A 14,889-nucleotide genomic window follows, 5' to 3' on the forward strand; every position below is an offset into this window, starting at 1 on the left:
AGATGAAATAAAATCAGTCCTTCACCTATAGGGCTGATTTTTTTATTTTTTTAAAACTTTTTCCAAGTTCCACGGTCTAATATATAGGTAAGGGGTTAGGAGGCGAGAAATTGGGGACAGAACAGTTAGTGAAGAAGGCCATAAAGGGAAACGACGATGCATTTTTGCAGTTAATTCAGACCTATAAAGTGGATTTATATAAAACAGCGCTCTCTTTTTTAAGAAGCGAAGAGGAAGCGCTTGAGGCAATTCAGGAAGTAACATACCGTGCTTATAAAGGAATTCGAAAAATAAAAGAGGCTTCTTATTTTAAAACTTGGCTTATTCGGATTATGATCAACTATTGCAATGATCAGTTGAAAAGCAGAAAACGAGTGATCTTGAATGATGAGATGCTCAGTTCATTAGGAGTTTCAGAGAATCATACAGAGATGGAATTAAAAGATGCCATGCTGGGTCTCGACGAAAAGTCACGTGAGATTCTTACGTTAAAGTATTTTCATGATTTGAAGATTAAAGACATTGCAGATACGATGCAATGTCCTGAAGGTACCGTAAAAACATGGCTTAATAAAGCGTTAAAAGCACTTCGGGAAAAGCTTGAGGAGAAAGGAGGTAATGTGAATGTTTGAAAAAGAAGAAGAACAACTGACCAACTTAAAGAAGGAATTCGATAATGTCCCTATATCACTAGATTCTATTGATAACGCCATCCTAACAGGGTTTCAAAAAGCGAAGGCAGATGAACGAAAATCTATTCGAAAAAAGAAAAGCATCTATAGTTTCCTAGCAGCAGCACTATTATTACTCGGTTTATTTTCAACTATTCGCATTTCTCCTGCCTTTGCAAGTTACATTTCAGAGATACCGGGTATGGAAAAGATCGTGAAAATGATTCTCGATGATAAAGGAAGAATGGCCGCTGTTGAAAATAAATACTATCAGGAACAAGGTATTTATGATGAAGTCGGTGATTTGAAAGTAACGATTGACGGAACAATATCAGACGAAATGGGTATTGTACTGTTTTATACTATCGAATCAAAAGAGAAGATGAACGAAATGATGTTTGGTGACGTTAAGATAAGAGCGAAAGACGGAACCGTTTTGGACGAAGCTTTTATTTCATATGGTGAGTCTCACCACTCGGAAAAAGGAGAATATGCTTTTAGCGGTGAAATAGAATATTTTTTTGAAGTACCTATTGCACCGAAAGAATATATTGTTGATTTAAAATTAAAGAATAAAGAGTTCACCATACCGTTGACACTTAAAGAGTTTAAGGAAAAGAAGGAATATGCTGTACAGCAAACGATGGAGCTGGAAGGTCAAAAAATTATTGTTGAAAAAGTCACGATCTATCCTTTACGTGCAGCGGTGAAACTAAAAATGGATCCTAATAATAAAAAGCAAATTCTTCAGCTTGAGGATCTGCGACTAGTTGGTGAGAACAACGAGGTATGGGGAGGAATTGTTAATGGAATTACTGCATCGGGTGACAAAGATTCAGACCGAGAAATCTATTTGCAAAGCAATTACTTTAATGAACCGAAAGAGTTGTATTTGGTTTTAAATAAAGCTCAAGCAATTGACAAAGAAAATGCAGTCGTCGTCGTAGATACAGAAAAGATGAAAATCTTAAAACAGCCTGCTGGTAACAAACTTAGTAACGTTAGAAAAGAAGACGGTTACCTTGTTTTTGACCTTAATGTAGGCAAACATTCAAAGTATTCAGGTATGGGTTTCGGTACGATAAAAGATGTGCAGGGTAAAGAAATAGAATCTCATGCACAATCTATGAGTGCAGATGAAGAATCCAATATGAAGCGAGTTGGAATAGAACTTCCGATTTTAAAGGCTGAACAAAATCCAATAACAATTGAACTTGATTTTTATCCTTTATGGATTAAAGGCAACGAGAAAATCAGAATAAAGTAATCTATTAGAGGTTGCCTCTAACAAGGGGCTGCCTTTTTGCGTTTACTCCCTTAACCCTCTATAATTCAAGTCAGTAGATCAAGAAGAGGTGATCGCAATGAGACTGGACCATACAGGCATTGCCGTTAGAAGGATAGATGAAGCAATAGAATTCTATACAAACGTATTAGGCGGTAAGCTAACTGAACGATATACGAGTGAAAAACCTGGAGTGGAAACACATATTGCGGTAATTGAGTTGGAGAATCAGGTCATCGAACTGTTAGAGCCAACAAGCAAAACTTCGCCGATCGAGCGCTTTATCCGTCAGAAGGGAAAAGGAGTCCATCATCTCGCCTATGAGGTGGATGATCTGATTCAAACCATTGAAGAGTTTGAAAGTAGAGGATATACCTTTTTAAAAGGTACGTATCGCACCAATCCATATGGAAGACGGTTGATTTACATGAATCCCGCGCATTCACAGGGACAGATTATTGAACTGTGTGATTATCCAGAAAAGAAAAAGGAGAGGTAACTTGAAAAAGTGAGTTCTCCTTTTTTTGTCTTTTCATGTGAAACGAATTTCTTTACAATAAATTATAAGAATATTCTGTAAAGGGTGAAGATATGAAATGGACAGCTGATCTGGAGCACTTTCCCTACCCGTTTAAGGGATCAACCTACCGTTATTCGAATAACTCCATCCCGATGATTACACCAATTAGTGTAGAAATTACCCCAGACTACAAAAATGAAATGCTTCTAAAGCGGAACCTTTTAACCCATCATCCTGACCGCTGCTATCAATCACTTCCCCACACCAAGACAGCACAGTGGGAAATTGTTGAACTCGTTATTGATCACCTTGCCGCGCATTATCCAAATGAATTTACAATTGAGAAACAAAATTCAACCTGGATTTTTTCTAACAAACTTTTAGACGAGAAGGTAGAATTCGTCTTTGGTGATTTACAATCACTGCCCTGTGAGCCGTTAGCTTTTATAAGCCATCACGTGCAGGAAGACCTCATTCTAATGATGCAGCGTGACGATGACTTGTATCTTGATGCCGGACAGCTCTGTTTTCCTGCGAACTGGTCGCTTGCCTTTAATATAGGTATGAAGTTCAAAAACATTCATCATCCAATTCCAGGTTTTAAAGAGGAAGGGTTGGACGATCGGATCTTACAGTTTTTGTTGAGACTTGAAGCTGGGAACCCATGGGAACGAAAAAATTGGTCACTGATGGCAGGTGACAGGCTTGATACTTCACTGGAAACCTTCGATCAATGGGGTCAGCTTCGTAAACAGGTTACAAAAGAAAATGCAGGGAAGCTTGTTCATATTCGAGTGGAGGTACAGAAATTGTTTCGGTTATCACAAACAAACAACATACTTTTCACCATTCACACGCACTTGCTTTCTCTTGAACAATTAACTGCAATTCCAGAGTGGCTGCAGCAATTTTATGATATTCTGTCAAAACTTCCTCCTCATATTGTCGAGTACAAAGGCATTTCTCTCTATAAAAATGCCGTGTTGAAATACTTGGAGAAACAGCTGGAACGAGTGAAGGCCACATGAATAGTGAAGCTCTCTTTATTAATGGAAAGAGAAAGTATATCTTTTGTGGAGATGATCAAGGTTTAAAACTGTTAAGTAGCGTGATGGAAAAGGTAATAGAAGAAGGACTGATTCATGAACGATTTCTTCTCTCAGACCGGAAAATGCCCTTGTTGGAAGATTTCTTAAGATCTCAAAATATGGGCACTTTTCTGTATTTGGCTATCCCGTTCTCAGAGCTTCAGCGATTCCGTACAGCTATAGAGGATATCGGATATTCTGATGAAGAAGTGCAGTACATTGGCTATGGGGAGAAAATCATTTCCTTGTTTTGCTGCCGTTGTCATGAAATCAATAAAACAAAGCATGAGCAAAAAAGACTGTTTTGTCAGGGCTGTGGTTTAGATCTTGAAGTTTCAGACCATTATTCTGACTTGCACGACGCATTCCTAGGCTATGTTGCAAAACTATAGGAGGTGGGCTTAGTTGTATAACGAATCTACAATATCCGTTAGAATCACCTCCATTGTGCAAGAGACGGAGCAAGTTAAGAGGTTTACATTAGCGGCAGCAAACGGCGATGGCCTTCCGCGGTTTAGTGGAGGTTCGCATATCTCGACTTACCTTGAAACGCCGAAAGGATTACTCATTAGGCAGTACTCTTTGACCAGTCATCCTGATGAATGTTCACACTACGAGATCGCTGTTCGTTTAAGTGAAGCTTCTAAAGGGGGTTCACAGTTCTGGCATCAAGCAATGAAAGTTGGAGACAGTCTTCAGATCAGTTATCCGAAAAACCATTTTCCATTAAGTTTTAAAGCGCTGCATCATGTGTTTTATGCGGCTGGAATCGGGATTACGCCATTTCTTTCGATGATGCATGAGCTAAAGAAGAAAGGACAAACGTTTGAGCTTCATTACGCTTCCAAATCAATACAACACTCTTCGTTTTATGAATTTTTAAAAGAGCATTATTCAGGCCAATGTCATTTTTATTTTTCAGAGGAAAATCATAGGATAACTACTTCGTCATTAAAAGATCATCTAATCGGCACACATGTATATTTTTGTGGGCCTGAATCTTTTATAGAGGATTTCACTAAAGTGGCAAGCGATTTAGGTTATCCTAAAAAGTCTGTACACCTAGAGCGATTTTCACCGCCTCAACTAAAAACTGTAAAGCCCTTTAAGGTCACACTCAAAAGCGGGACTAAAATAGGGGTAGATAAAAAGCAAACCTTATTAGACGCTTTATTGCAAAATGGCTTAAATGTTCCCTATTCATGCCGGGTAGGGAGATGCGGAACGTGTGAGCTTCCAGTCATAGAAGGTGAAGTTGATCATTTTGATTTCTTTCTTAGTGAAGATCAACAGAATGCCCAAAATTGCATTTTGCCCTGTGTTTCACGAGCAAAGTCGGATAAATTAGTGATTGAGGTTGAATAAGTCTTTCGTTTAGGTGGATAAGGGCAGACCATTGAAAGCTAAATGGTTTATATAAAAGATTAATAAGGTGTATAATTTAAAAGTTGATGTATGTAGAGTCTGTCTGAAAGAAATTTCAGCAGATTTTTTTATTTTATCTAGTTAGGAGTTTTACTTGTGAAGCATCGTAAATTATTGGTCTACCTCGTTGCCTTTGCTGCGTTTCTTGGTCCGTTTTCACAGACCATTTACGTGCCTTTAATTCCAGAGGTAACAAAAGAACTTCATACTACATCTTTTTTGGTCAACTTTTCGATCTCGATTTATACAGTGTTCTTAGCACTCATGCAAATGGTCTATGGACCTCTTACAGATTCAGTCGGAAGACGTAAGGTGATGCTGACGGGCCTGCTGATCTACCTTGCCGCTACGATCGGATGTTATTTTTCTTCATCTATTGAATTTCTATTAATGTTTCGATCCTTACAAGCAGTAGGTATTGCTGCTGGATCTGTAGTAGCGGTAACCGTTATTGGTGACCTGTTTGAAGGCAGAGACCGGATCCAGCACATGGGAACATTTCAGATGATGGTATCACTTGGTCCTGTAGTCGGCCCAGTCGTTGGTGGTTTTTTAAGTGCTTCGTTTGATTTTCATATGATTTTTGTTGCTTTACTATGTGTTGGAGCTATCATTTTTGCAGGGAATTTTATTCTTTTACAAGAAACGAAACCAAACACTGTGAAAAAGCAGAGCTTCAGATTTTCTGATTTCCTTTCCATTTTGCAAAACCGTATAGGATATACAGTCATCGGTCTCGGATTTATCCAATATTACGCATTGTACAACTTTTTAGTGTTTTTGCCCGCTATTATGAGTGAGAGGTACTCATTAACCGTTGAACAAAAAGGACTTGTTTTTCTTCCACTCTCATTAGGAATAGTTGTCGGGAGTTTTATCGGTGGAAAAATGAAAAATTATAATGAACATAAAGTGATCGTATACTCTGCATTTCTTAATGTTATTTCCTTATTCCTGTTTATTCTAATCTCTCATGTTTCTCTTATTTTACTCATCATTTCTATCTCATTTTTCGGTCTTTTCTTAGGTATGTCATTACCCGTTCAAACAGCTCTTCTCACGCAAGAGTTCCAAGCCAATCGAGCTACAGCGATAGGAGCGTATAACTTTTTCAGATACATGGGGATGAGCGTCGGTCCACTCTTAGGCAGCTTCCTTTTCCATCTAGGGGGCTATAATCTGGTATATGGCTTTGTTGATGTGATCTTACTTCTTTTTGTTATTTTGATGAATAAACAACGAATGCTTAATAAAAAAATGGGTTATTAGATTTTAGAAGTTAGAAATTAGGGTATATTGAATCCATACCGTTCTTGCTGTAATCTAAAATTAAACAAAAGTTAGACAGGATGAATGAGGATGTACCTTACGATAAAAGAAACAGCTGAATATTTGTCGATGCCTGAAGCGGTAGTAGAGAGCTTAGTTCAGCAGAATAAAATCCGCACAATCTTTGATGGGAACCAGCACCTTATTAATAAAGAACAGTTCAATACTCATTTTGAACAGCTAGAAAAATATAAGAAAATGGTTGAGGAATACTTGAGTGAACCCATTCCTGAAGATTGGGATGCAAAAGACGAAGACTGAATTTATGATAATAAAGGGTAAATGGGGAGAGTGGGAAAGAAATGCATAGAGATAAGGCACTGCATTCTTTTTTAATTGAAAAAACATGGCAATTGACGGAAGAATGGTATCAATCAATTGATAAATCAAAAGCTACGGGGGTATATGCTTCCACTAATCCTAAAACAATAAAAACGCTTAAAGAACAAAACCATGAATTTCATGTGCATTTTTGTGAAGTGTTTATAACAGAAGAAAATAAATTCCTTAGAGATTTTGAAAAATGGGTGATTATGATTGCTCAAGATGAGGAGCACTTGAACACACCTGTTACAGTAATCATGGAAGAATTTTTCAAGGTCCAACAACAATATCTCAGTCTAGTACAAGAATTCGTTAGTCTTCATAAGGGAGAATACTCTCAAACGATTATTGATGCGTGGAATAAAATCATCATTGAAACGTTTAATAAAATCGTCACATGGTTTGTTGAAGAAAATCAAAAATATAGTGAAGAAAAATTAATTGCACAGCAAGAAATGATTAACGAATTAAGTTCACCTGTTATTGCACTTAATAATCATATGGGTCTGTTGCCGTTAATTGGGATCATTGATACGCAAAGAGCAAAGCTGATTGTTGAAAATACATTAGAACAGTGTACCGAAAAAGAAATTACCCATCTATTCATCGATCTTTCAGGTGTCTTGATCATTGATACGATGGTAGCTCAGCAAATCTTTTCACTCATTGAAACCTTAGGATTAATCGGAGTGAAGTGTACATTATCTGGAATTCGGCCAGAAATTGCGTTAACTGCAGTCCAATTAGGTCTCTCATTTGAAAATGTTTCAATTAAATCGAGTTTGGCTCAAGCGATTGGCTCACAACTATAAAACAGATATGAAGAAACCAGAGTGAAATCTGGTTTTTTTGTGTTCAACAATTGTTTCCCTCCTATACAATGAAAGTAGACGGTTAAACAATGAAGGAGTTTTCGTTAAAGTGAAAATTATAAAGGGTATACTTTTTATTGCTGTACTTGCTTCTATCTATTATGTAATAACACTAGAATGGAAAAAGAGAAATACACCATTGCCCACAGAACTGCATCCGATTGTGGCTGAAAATAGAGATATTCTTATCCAAAGAGCGGCTGCTAAAGGAATTAACATTGTGATTACGGATGACTTCCGCTCTGCAGCTGAGCAGGATCGATTATATGCGCGAGGACGAACGGAAGAAGGAACAATCGTTACTCATGTAGAGGGTGGGGAATCTTATCATAATTACGGATTAGCTATAGATTTCGCACTAAAGTTGGATGACGGAACCGTTGTCTGGGACTTAGAACGTGATGATAATAGGAACGGGAAGTCGGATTGGATGGAAGTTGTCTCGATTGCGAAAGAACTTGGCTTTGAGTGGGGTGGAGATTGGCGTGGTTTTAAAGATTACCCTCACCTGGAGATGGACTTTGGTCTCAGTATTCGGGAGTTGCAGTACGGTGAGAGACCGCCAGAGCAATAAAAAATCAAATAAGTTTGTACGGCGTGTTTGTCGAAAAGCCTATAAATCGATTTGAAGGCCCAGAAACCATTTTTAAGGGCCTATAAAAATTTTTGAAGACCTATAAATGTATTTGAAGGCCTATAATTTCAAGTTTAGGGCCTAGAAACATATGCGCACACAAAAAAAGAAGGGTCTCCACAGCTTGGATCCCTTCTTTTTTCTGATTAAAGTTTAAACGAACTCTTTAATGATACGATTTCGTTAAACACGATTTTATCTGCAGTCGTATGCTTCGGATCTACGTTAAAGTAGCCGTGGCGGAAGAACTGGAACTTGTCTTGAGGCTTTGCGTCCTTCATGTTTGCTTCAATATATCCTTGTTTTACGATAAGTGAATCTTTATTCACGTAATCCAAGAACGTTTTGCCTTCGATATCTTCTTCGTTTTCCATATCTTCATCTGAAATAAGCGGCAGGTACATACGGAACTCGGCTGGTACGGCTTGAGTCGCCTCTACCCAGTGAAGGGTTCCTTTTACTTTACGGCCTGTAAATCCAGTACCAGATTTTGTTTCAACATCATATGTGCAATGAAGTTCAACCACATTGCCGTTTTCATCTTTAATAAAATCTTCGCATTTAATGAAGTAAGCGTGCTTTAAGCGAACTTCATTGCCAGGGAAGAGACGGAAGTACTTTTTTGGAGGATCCTCCATAAAGTCTTCACGCTCAATGTAAATTTCGCGAGAGAACGGAATCTGACGAGATCCCATTTCAGGATTCTCTGGATTAATCTCAGCATCAAGCATCTCAACTTGTCCTTCAGGGTAGTTCGTGATCACTACTTTTAACGGATCAACAATCCCCATCGTACGAGGTGCTTTTACTTTAAGATCTTCACGGATAAAGTGCTCAAGCATAGCTGTGTCCGTTACACCAGATCCTTTTGAAACTCCAGCTGCTTTTACAAACTCGACGATTGACTCTGGCGTGTAGCCTTTACGGCGCAACCCTGAGATTGTAGGCATGCGAGGATCATCCCATCCGTCCACATAACCTTCATCTACAAGCTGCTTCAGTTTACGTTTACTCATTACCGTATTCGTTAGACCTAGGCGGCCGAACTCAATTTGCTGCGGCTGGCTTTCCATCTCACATTCTTCAACAACCCAGTTGTAAAGAGGGCGCTGGTCTTCGAACTCCGTTGTGCAAAGGGAATGAGTAACGCCTTCAATCGCATCCTCAATCGGGTGCGCGAATGCATACATTGGATAGATGCACCACTTGTCACCTGTATTGTGGTGGGTCGCATGAGAGACACGATAAATGACTGGGTCACGTAAGTTAATATTAGGTGAGCTCATATCGATCTTCGCACGAAGTACTTTTTGGCCGTTCTCAAACTCACCCTTACGCATGCGATCGAATAGGTCTAAGTTTTCTTCAACAGAACGATTTCGGTAAGGGCTCTCTTTTCCTGGCTCAGTTAGTGTTCCGCGGTATTCACGGATCTCGTCAGCAGTCAAATCATCCACATACGCTTTTTCTTTTTTAATTAAAGTAACAGCACGATCGTACATTTCTTCAAAATAATCGGAAGCAAAGCGAAGGTTTTCCCATTCAAAACCTAGCCACTCAACATCCTTTTTAATCGCATCAACGTACTCTTGATCTTCCTTTAATGGGTTCGTATCATCAAAGCGCAGATTCGTTTCTCCGCCAAACTCATCTGCGAGTCCGAAGTTAATTACAATTGATTTTGCGTGTCCAATATGAAGATATCCATTTGGCTCTGGAGGAAAACGTGTAACGATTTTCTTGTGTTTTCCGGATTCCAGATCGTTTTGGATGATTGTTTTAATAAAATTTGAAGAGCTATTCTCCATCCCGTATCAAGCCTTTCCTTATATGTAAACTAAGATATACTTTACATTATAACAAAAATAAATTTCAACTAAACGTATTCTTTTAGCGTTGTAGAGATTATTTAACATAGAAATGGTGGGATTAACATGAATGTGATCGACTTACATTGCGATGCATTATTAAAACTATGGGAAACGGACGGAAAACTGCGATTTGCGGATGCACCACAGCTAGCTACAAACAAAGAACGGCTGCAAAAGGGAAAAGTAAACGTTCAGTTTTTTGCTATTTTTATAGAACCTTTTATTCCGAGCGATCAAAAGTTTCAGTCTGCTCTTGAGCAAGTGAAGTATTTTTATAATGAAGTACTCGGTAAAAATCCAGAGATGAAGCATCTGAAAAATTGGAGTGATTTTCACACCTTAAAAGATGGAGAAATCGGGGCTGTGTTGACACTTGAAGGTGTGGATGCGATTGGTGATGATCTTACAAAGCTAAGTATTCTGCACCAACTTGGCGTGCTCTTGATCGGGCTAACTTGGAATCATGCGAACCTTGCTGCAGACGGGGCACAGGAACCGCGAGGCGCAGGACTTACGGTGTTTGGTAAAGAGGTGGTGAAGTTCAATAACAAGCATCATATTTTAACGGATGTTTCTCACTTATGTGATCGTGCTTTTTGGGATGTGATGGACATTGCCGATTATCCACTTGCGAGTCATTCTAATTCACGTGTACTGTGCGACCACCCGAGGAACTTAACGGATGAGATGGCGAAAGAGATGTTCAGTAAAGGTGGAGTGGTGCACGTAGTATATAACCCTCCATTTACGAAAAGTGAGGGTTCAGCGAGTATTCGTGACTTAATCAAGCATATTGACCATTTTTGTGGTCTAGGCGGGGTAAAACAAATTGGGCTCGGATCCGATTTTGACGGTATCTCGCAACTTATTACGGATTTGGAAGATGCCTCTATGACCCAAAACGTAATTAATGAACTATTAAAACATTATTCCGAAGAAGAAGTCCGAGGATTTGCTTCTCAGAACTTCTTGAATTTCATATCTAAAATTTGATTTGAGGGTAAGAGCTGACTCCGATGATTGAAATCGGATGTCAGCTTTTTTGAGTGAAGAATTATAGTGAGAGTGGCATGCGAGCGTAAAATTTTATAAACGAGCATAAAACCTCGTAGACGAGCATAAATCTCTGTGAACGAGCATAAATCCCCGCGAACGATCATAACTTCCAGCTTTATCCCCTGAAAATCAACTTCTCACCTGCAAACCATAACAATACACTCTTCTTTTCTCCCCCACACTCTCATAGCTTATATAGAATAAGTAGGCGGAAGGAGTCTGTTTTATGTATTACAACTACCCAGGTCTTCAACATACAGACGTGAGACAGCAAGATGACCACACAGTGAGAAATCGCCTTATTGTAACGGGTGAAGGGTCTGTATCAGCTGTTCCAGATCAAGCTCTTCTTACAATAGGGGTCATTACAGAGAACCAAAACTTAAGTACTGCACAAAAAGAGAATGCTGATAAAACAGCGTCTGTAATTCAATCGCTTCTATCACTAGGCATTCCTCAAAGTGATATTCAAACTTCCAGTTACCGCATCGAACCTCAGTATAACTATGAAAATGGCCAGCAAATATTTAGAGGATATCGTGTAGAGCACCAGCTGCAGGTAACGGTAAAGAATATTCGTCAAACAGGGCAGGCGATCGATCAAGCGGTAGCAAATGGCGCTAACTCGGTTTCGTCCATTCAATTTACTGTTTCAAGTCCTGATGCATTTTATAATGGAGCATTAGCACTGGCGATTCAGAATGCTCAGCAAAAAGCAGTCACGATGGCAAGAACATTGGGTGTTACACTGCAGCCTGTTCCGGTTGAAGTTCAAGAAACATCTCAACAGCTGCCGCCTAGACCCATTCCATTTCAAGCTGTTATGTATGCACAAAGTGCCGAAACACCTATACAGCCTGGGGAGAACAAGATTACAGCTTCTGTAAAAATCCAATACACATATAGTTAGGAAGGACAGGTACAAATTGACAGGAAGTTAAGAAACGCATTATACTTAACCAAATGGTTAAATATAATGCGGATAATTTGAATGATGTATTTTCTGTTCTGTCTGATCCTACGAGAAGAAGTATCATCGAGCAGCTATCAAATGGGGAAAGGAGTGTTCAAGAGTTAGCGGAACCTTTTGATATGTCGCTGCCTGCTATCTCTAAGCATTTAAAAGTATTAGAGAATGCAGGTCTTGTCACGCACCGAAAAGAAGGGCGTTACCGCTACTACTCGATACAGCCAGACGCAATGGACGGAGCCTGTGAATGGATGGAGACACTAAAACAGGTATGGGCAAAATTTGAAGGTATGTTTTGCTGCAGCAAAAATAAAAAGCAGTGAAGTGTATGTTTGGAGAGTGAAAAATGGAAACCCAGCAAGAAATTATTAAGGTAGAGGGACTTGTGAAACGATATGGAGACTTTACTGCAGTAGATGGCAGTGAGTTTTCCGTACATAATGGTGAGGTGTTCGGACTGCTCGGACCAAATGGAGCAGGGAAGACCACTACGCTTGAGATGCTGGTTGGTCTTCGGAAGCCTGATGAGGGTACAGCTATCGTTGGTGGTTTTGATATAACAAAAGAGCTTGACCAAGTGAAAGAAGTTATTGGCGTACAGCTTCAGTCTACCACTCTTTTTGAGTTGTTAACGGTTAACGAAATCCTGCATCTTTACGGAAGTTTTTACCGAGAACATATCTCTATTCCAGATCTAATTGATGACATGCTTTTAACAGAAAAAAAGAATAGCAGAATTAAAGGGTTGTCTGGTGGACAGAAGCAACGGCTTGCGATTGCGCTCGCGCTTGTTCACGATCCAGAGATTATATTCTTAGACGAACCGACAACAGGACTTGATCCACAAGCACGCCGTACGCTGTGGGATATTATTTTGCGATTGAAAGAGCGTGGAAAAACGGTTGTGCTGACGACTCATTATATGGACGAGGCACATGTGCTATGTGACCGTATCGCGATCATGGATCAAGGGAAGCTTATTGCACTCGACACGCCTAGTGAACTTGTAAAGAATCTGCAGTCTGACAGTGCTGTTGAATTCCGGTTTGACGAAGAAGAAGTGGATGTGAACTTGTCAGAGGTTGACGGGGTAAAGCAAGTGGGAAGTCAAAAGGATGTTCATGTGTTGTATACGGATGATTTGCAGAAGACACTAACAAGTTTAATCGCTCTAGCTTCTGAAAGAGAACTTAAACTCATAGATTTACAAACGAGAACAGCAACGCTTGAAGATGTATTTATTCATATGACAGGAAGAAGGTTAAGAGAAGGATGAGATCATACTATTTATTAACACTCGCTCAGCTTCGAATTTTTCTCAGAAACCGTCAAGTGTTGTTCTGGACACTTGCTTTTCCTATCGTTCTGATGGTGATGTTAGGCTCTTTCCTTGGTAATGGCAACGGTGTGTCGATAACGGCAGCTGTTGTGGATCAAGACAAAAGTGATCCGTCTAAGAATCTGATTAAAGAATTCGAAAAGACAGAAGTGATGTCGCTAGAAAATAAAATAACTGAAAAAGAAGCATTAGATAAGCTGAAAAAGGGAGATTTGACGTTAGTTATTACCATTCCCGAAGGTTACGGAGAAAGCCTTTCAGCAGAAAATAAAGCAGAGCCGTTTAAACTGCCAACCTATTATAACGAAACGAACATGGCCATGTCACAGGTCGGACTGCAACTCGTTACGAATACGGTTGATTCAATAAGTAAAAAACAGGTAGACTATCAGCCTGTTGTTGTTACAGAGTCTAAAGGTGTAGAAGCACTAAACCTGCGTTACATCGACTTCCTTGTACCGGGTATCGTAGCCATGATGATTATGAGCAATAACATGAACGGTGTTGCCGGTCAGATCTCTTCATGGCGCGAACGGGGAATTCTCCGTCGAATGCAAGGTACGACGCTTAAAGCTTCTACATTTATTGCTGCGCAGATTACAGCTCGTTTCATGCTGAACGGTTTACAGGCGATGATTGTACTCGCTGTAGCTTGGCTTGCTTTTGGCATTGAAGTCAGAGGTTCATGGTTAACCGTTATCGCGTTCGTAACGCTAGGAACGTTAGCATTTATGGCAATCGGCTTTATTATTGCCGGTATTGCCAAGACTCCAGAGAGTGCGGGACCGATCGCAGGCTTCTTGTCTTTTCCGATGCTGTTTCTAGGTGGGGTGTTCTTTCCGATAAGAGATATGCCTGAATTTCTGCAGCCATTTGTACAGATTTTGCCGATTGCCCATTTAAGTCATGCACTGCGAGAAACGATGAACGTTGGAGCTTCATTACTTGATCTTGGTATGGAAGCCATGATTTTAGGGGGATGGCTGATCGGAGCGTTTGTTGTAGCAAGCTTTACGTTTAAGTGGGAGTAAATCACTGAAAAGGAAAGAGGAGAAGAAATGGACACACAAAATGTTAAAAATCATGCACGGATGCATCCAATCTATCACTATGTATTGTCATTGTTAGTGCTTGGTGGATTGATACTGAGCATCGTTTACTTCTTTAAAGCAGAGAATTTATTTTTAGGAGTAATCTTAGTGGTGATGTCACTTGCATTGCTGATTATATTTACATTATTGCGTTTATACCCGTTAAAAGCACAAGACAGAGCCATTCGTGCTGAAGAAAATCTTCGTTATTATGTGTTGACAGGAAAACTTTTAGATGCAAATCTTACGCCAGCGCAGATTGTGGCACTGCGGTTTGCGCCAGATAATGAATTTCCGGGTTTAGCAGAAAGAGCAGCAGCAGAGAACATGAAACCCAAAGTGATTAAACAGGCCATTACGAACTGGAAAGCGGATCATTATAGAATTTAATCCTAAAGCCTGCAGAAGTTGATA

17 protein-coding genes are annotated in these 14,889 nt (G+C 39.6%); 16 read left to right on the plus strand and 1 reads right to left on the minus strand.

What is annotated here, in order from left to right:
* The first annotated feature begins 110 nt into the window (after nucleotides 1-110).
* The 10 genes from AWM68_RS14270 to AWM68_RS14315 all read left to right on the plus strand — a co-directional run bounded on the left by AWM68_RS14270 (nucleotide 111) and on the right by AWM68_RS14315 (nucleotide 8,088).
* On the plus strand, nucleotides 111-632 hold the full coding sequence (locus AWM68_RS14270) for a sigma-70 family RNA polymerase sigma factor (RefSeq protein ID WP_066243073.1): 522 nt from the start codon (nucleotides 111-113) through the stop codon (nucleotides 630-632).
* Entirely contained in the window at nucleotides 625-1,938 is a 1,314-nt protein-coding gene (locus AWM68_RS14275; protein WP_066243076.1) for a DUF4179 domain-containing protein, read from the plus strand. The genes AWM68_RS14270 and AWM68_RS14275 overlap by 8 nt, the downstream gene beginning before the upstream one ends.
* 97 nt (nucleotides 1,939-2,035) lie before the next feature.
* A complete protein-coding gene (locus AWM68_RS14280) occupies nucleotides 2,036-2,455 on the plus strand; it encodes a VOC family protein (RefSeq protein ID WP_066243078.1) in 420 nt (139 codons plus the stop codon).
* 92 nt (nucleotides 2,456-2,547) lie between these two features.
* On the plus strand, nucleotides 2,548-3,504 hold the full coding sequence (locus tag AWM68_RS14285; RefSeq protein WP_066243080.1) for a heme-dependent oxidative N-demethylase family protein: 957 nt from the start codon (nucleotides 2,548-2,550) through the stop codon (nucleotides 3,502-3,504).
* Nucleotides 3,501-3,956, plus strand: a complete 456-nt coding sequence (locus tag AWM68_RS14290) for a dimethylamine monooxygenase subunit DmmA family protein (protein ID WP_066243083.1) — start codon at nucleotides 3,501-3,503, stop codon at nucleotides 3,954-3,956. Before AWM68_RS14285 ends, AWM68_RS14290 begins: the two co-directional genes overlap by 4 nt.
* A 13-nt stretch (nucleotides 3,957-3,969) precedes the next feature.
* A complete protein-coding gene (locus tag AWM68_RS14295) occupies nucleotides 3,970-4,929 on the plus strand; it encodes a PDR/VanB family oxidoreductase (RefSeq protein ID WP_066243085.1) in 960 nt (319 codons plus the stop codon).
* Between the two features lie 156 nt (nucleotides 4,930-5,085).
* Nucleotides 5,086-6,258: an MFS transporter gene (locus AWM68_RS14300; RefSeq protein WP_066243088.1), complete on the plus strand. Its 1,173-nt coding sequence runs from the start codon at nucleotides 5,086-5,088 to the stop codon at nucleotides 6,256-6,258.
* 90 nt (nucleotides 6,259-6,348) lie between these two features.
* Entirely contained in the window at nucleotides 6,349-6,579 is a 231-nt protein-coding gene (locus AWM68_RS14305) for an excisionase family DNA-binding protein (RefSeq protein WP_066243091.1), read from the plus strand.
* Between the two features lie 41 nt (nucleotides 6,580-6,620).
* Nucleotides 6,621-7,454: an STAS domain-containing protein gene (locus AWM68_RS14310; RefSeq protein ID WP_066243093.1), complete on the plus strand. Its 834-nt coding sequence runs from the start codon at nucleotides 6,621-6,623 to the stop codon at nucleotides 7,452-7,454.
* Between the two features lie 136 nt (nucleotides 7,455-7,590).
* Nucleotides 7,591-8,088 carry a M15 family metallopeptidase gene (locus AWM68_RS14315; protein ID WP_231868440.1) on the plus strand — a complete coding sequence of 166 codons (498 nt, stop codon included), beginning with the start codon at nucleotides 7,591-7,593 and terminating at the stop codon, nucleotides 8,086-8,088.
* A gap of 206 nt (nucleotides 8,089-8,294) precedes the next feature.
* Here AWM68_RS14315 and AWM68_RS14320 read toward each other — a convergent pair whose 3' ends face one another.
* Nucleotides 8,295-9,956: a glutamine--tRNA ligase/YqeY domain fusion protein gene (locus AWM68_RS14320; protein WP_066243097.1), complete on the minus strand. Its 1,662-nt coding sequence runs from the start codon at nucleotides 9,954-9,956 to the stop codon at nucleotides 8,295-8,297.
* 126 nt (nucleotides 9,957-10,082) lie between these two features.
* Here AWM68_RS14320 and AWM68_RS14325 point away from each other — a divergent pair, with 126 nt between their 5' ends.
* The 6 genes from AWM68_RS14325 (at nucleotide 10,083) to AWM68_RS14350 (ending at nucleotide 14,865) form a co-directional block, all read left to right on the plus strand.
* Entirely contained in the window at nucleotides 10,083-11,012 is a 930-nt protein-coding gene (locus tag AWM68_RS14325) for a dipeptidase (RefSeq protein WP_066243099.1), read from the plus strand.
* Nucleotides 11,013-11,301: 289 nt separating this feature from the next.
* A complete protein-coding gene (locus AWM68_RS14330) occupies nucleotides 11,302-11,985 on the plus strand; it encodes an SIMPL domain-containing protein (RefSeq protein WP_066243102.1) in 684 nt (227 codons plus the stop codon).
* 77 nt (nucleotides 11,986-12,062) lie between these two features.
* Entirely contained in the window at nucleotides 12,063-12,368 is a 306-nt protein-coding gene (locus AWM68_RS14335) for an ArsR/SmtB family transcription factor (protein ID WP_231868434.1), read from the plus strand.
* Between the two features lie 23 nt (nucleotides 12,369-12,391).
* Complete coding sequence (locus tag AWM68_RS14340; RefSeq protein WP_066243109.1) at nucleotides 12,392-13,321, plus strand: ABC transporter ATP-binding protein; 930 nt, start codon at nucleotides 12,392-12,394, stop codon at nucleotides 13,319-13,321.
* Complete coding sequence (locus tag AWM68_RS14345) at nucleotides 13,318-14,415, plus strand: ABC transporter permease (RefSeq protein WP_066243111.1); 1,098 nt, start codon at nucleotides 13,318-13,320, stop codon at nucleotides 14,413-14,415. Before AWM68_RS14340 ends, AWM68_RS14345 begins: the two co-directional genes overlap by 4 nt.
* A gap of 27 nt (nucleotides 14,416-14,442) precedes the next feature.
* The gene (locus tag AWM68_RS14350) at nucleotides 14,443-14,865 is read left to right on the plus strand and encodes a DUF6526 family protein (protein ID WP_066243115.1); all 423 of its coding nucleotides are present in this window, start codon (nucleotides 14,443-14,445) and stop codon (nucleotides 14,863-14,865) included.
* Nucleotides 14,866-14,889: the final 24 nt, after the last annotated feature.

The organism is Fictibacillus phosphorivorans (assembly GCF_001619875.1).
Taxonomy (GTDB): Bacteria; Bacillota; Bacilli; order Bacillales; family Fictibacillaceae; genus Fictibacillus; species Fictibacillus phosphorivorans_B.

What these genes read in the sequence shown, in the direction of transcription:
- AWM68_RS14330 (WP_066243102.1), top strand. Translation starts at nt 11,302, where the DNA reads ATGTATTACAACTACCCAGGTCTTCAACATACAGACGTGAGACAGCAA.
- AWM68_RS14275 (WP_066243076.1), top strand. Translation starts at nt 625, where the DNA reads ATGTTTGAAAAAGAAGAAGAACAACTGACCAACTTAAAGAAGGAATTC.
- AWM68_RS14280 (WP_066243078.1), top strand. Translation starts at nt 2,036, where the DNA reads ATGAGACTGGACCATACAGGCATTGCCGTTAGAAGGATAGATGAAGCA.
- AWM68_RS14285 (WP_066243080.1), top strand. Translation starts at nt 2,548, where the DNA reads ATGAAATGGACAGCTGATCTGGAGCACTTTCCCTACCCGTTTAAGGGA.
- AWM68_RS14325 (WP_066243099.1), top strand. Translation starts at nt 10,083, where the DNA reads ATGAATGTGATCGACTTACATTGCGATGCATTATTAAAACTATGGGAA.
- AWM68_RS14345 (WP_066243111.1), top strand. Translation starts at nt 13,318, where the DNA reads ATGAGATCATACTATTTATTAACACTCGCTCAGCTTCGAATTTTTCTC.
- AWM68_RS14290 (WP_066243083.1), top strand. Translation starts at nt 3,501, where the DNA reads ATGAATAGTGAAGCTCTCTTTATTAATGGAAAGAGAAAGTATATCTTT.
- AWM68_RS14310 (WP_066243093.1), top strand. Translation starts at nt 6,621, where the DNA reads ATGCATAGAGATAAGGCACTGCATTCTTTTTTAATTGAAAAAACATGG.
- AWM68_RS14305 (WP_066243091.1), top strand. Translation starts at nt 6,349, where the DNA reads ATGTACCTTACGATAAAAGAAACAGCTGAATATTTGTCGATGCCTGAA.
- AWM68_RS14350 (WP_066243115.1), top strand. Translation starts at nt 14,443, where the DNA reads ATGGACACACAAAATGTTAAAAATCATGCACGGATGCATCCAATCTAT.
- AWM68_RS14320 (WP_066243097.1), bottom strand. Translation starts at nt 9,956, where the DNA reads ATGGAGAATAGCTCTTCAAATTTTATTAAAACAATCATCCAAAACGAT.
- AWM68_RS14340 (WP_066243109.1), top strand. Translation starts at nt 12,392, where the DNA reads ATGGAAACCCAGCAAGAAATTATTAAGGTAGAGGGACTTGTGAAACGA.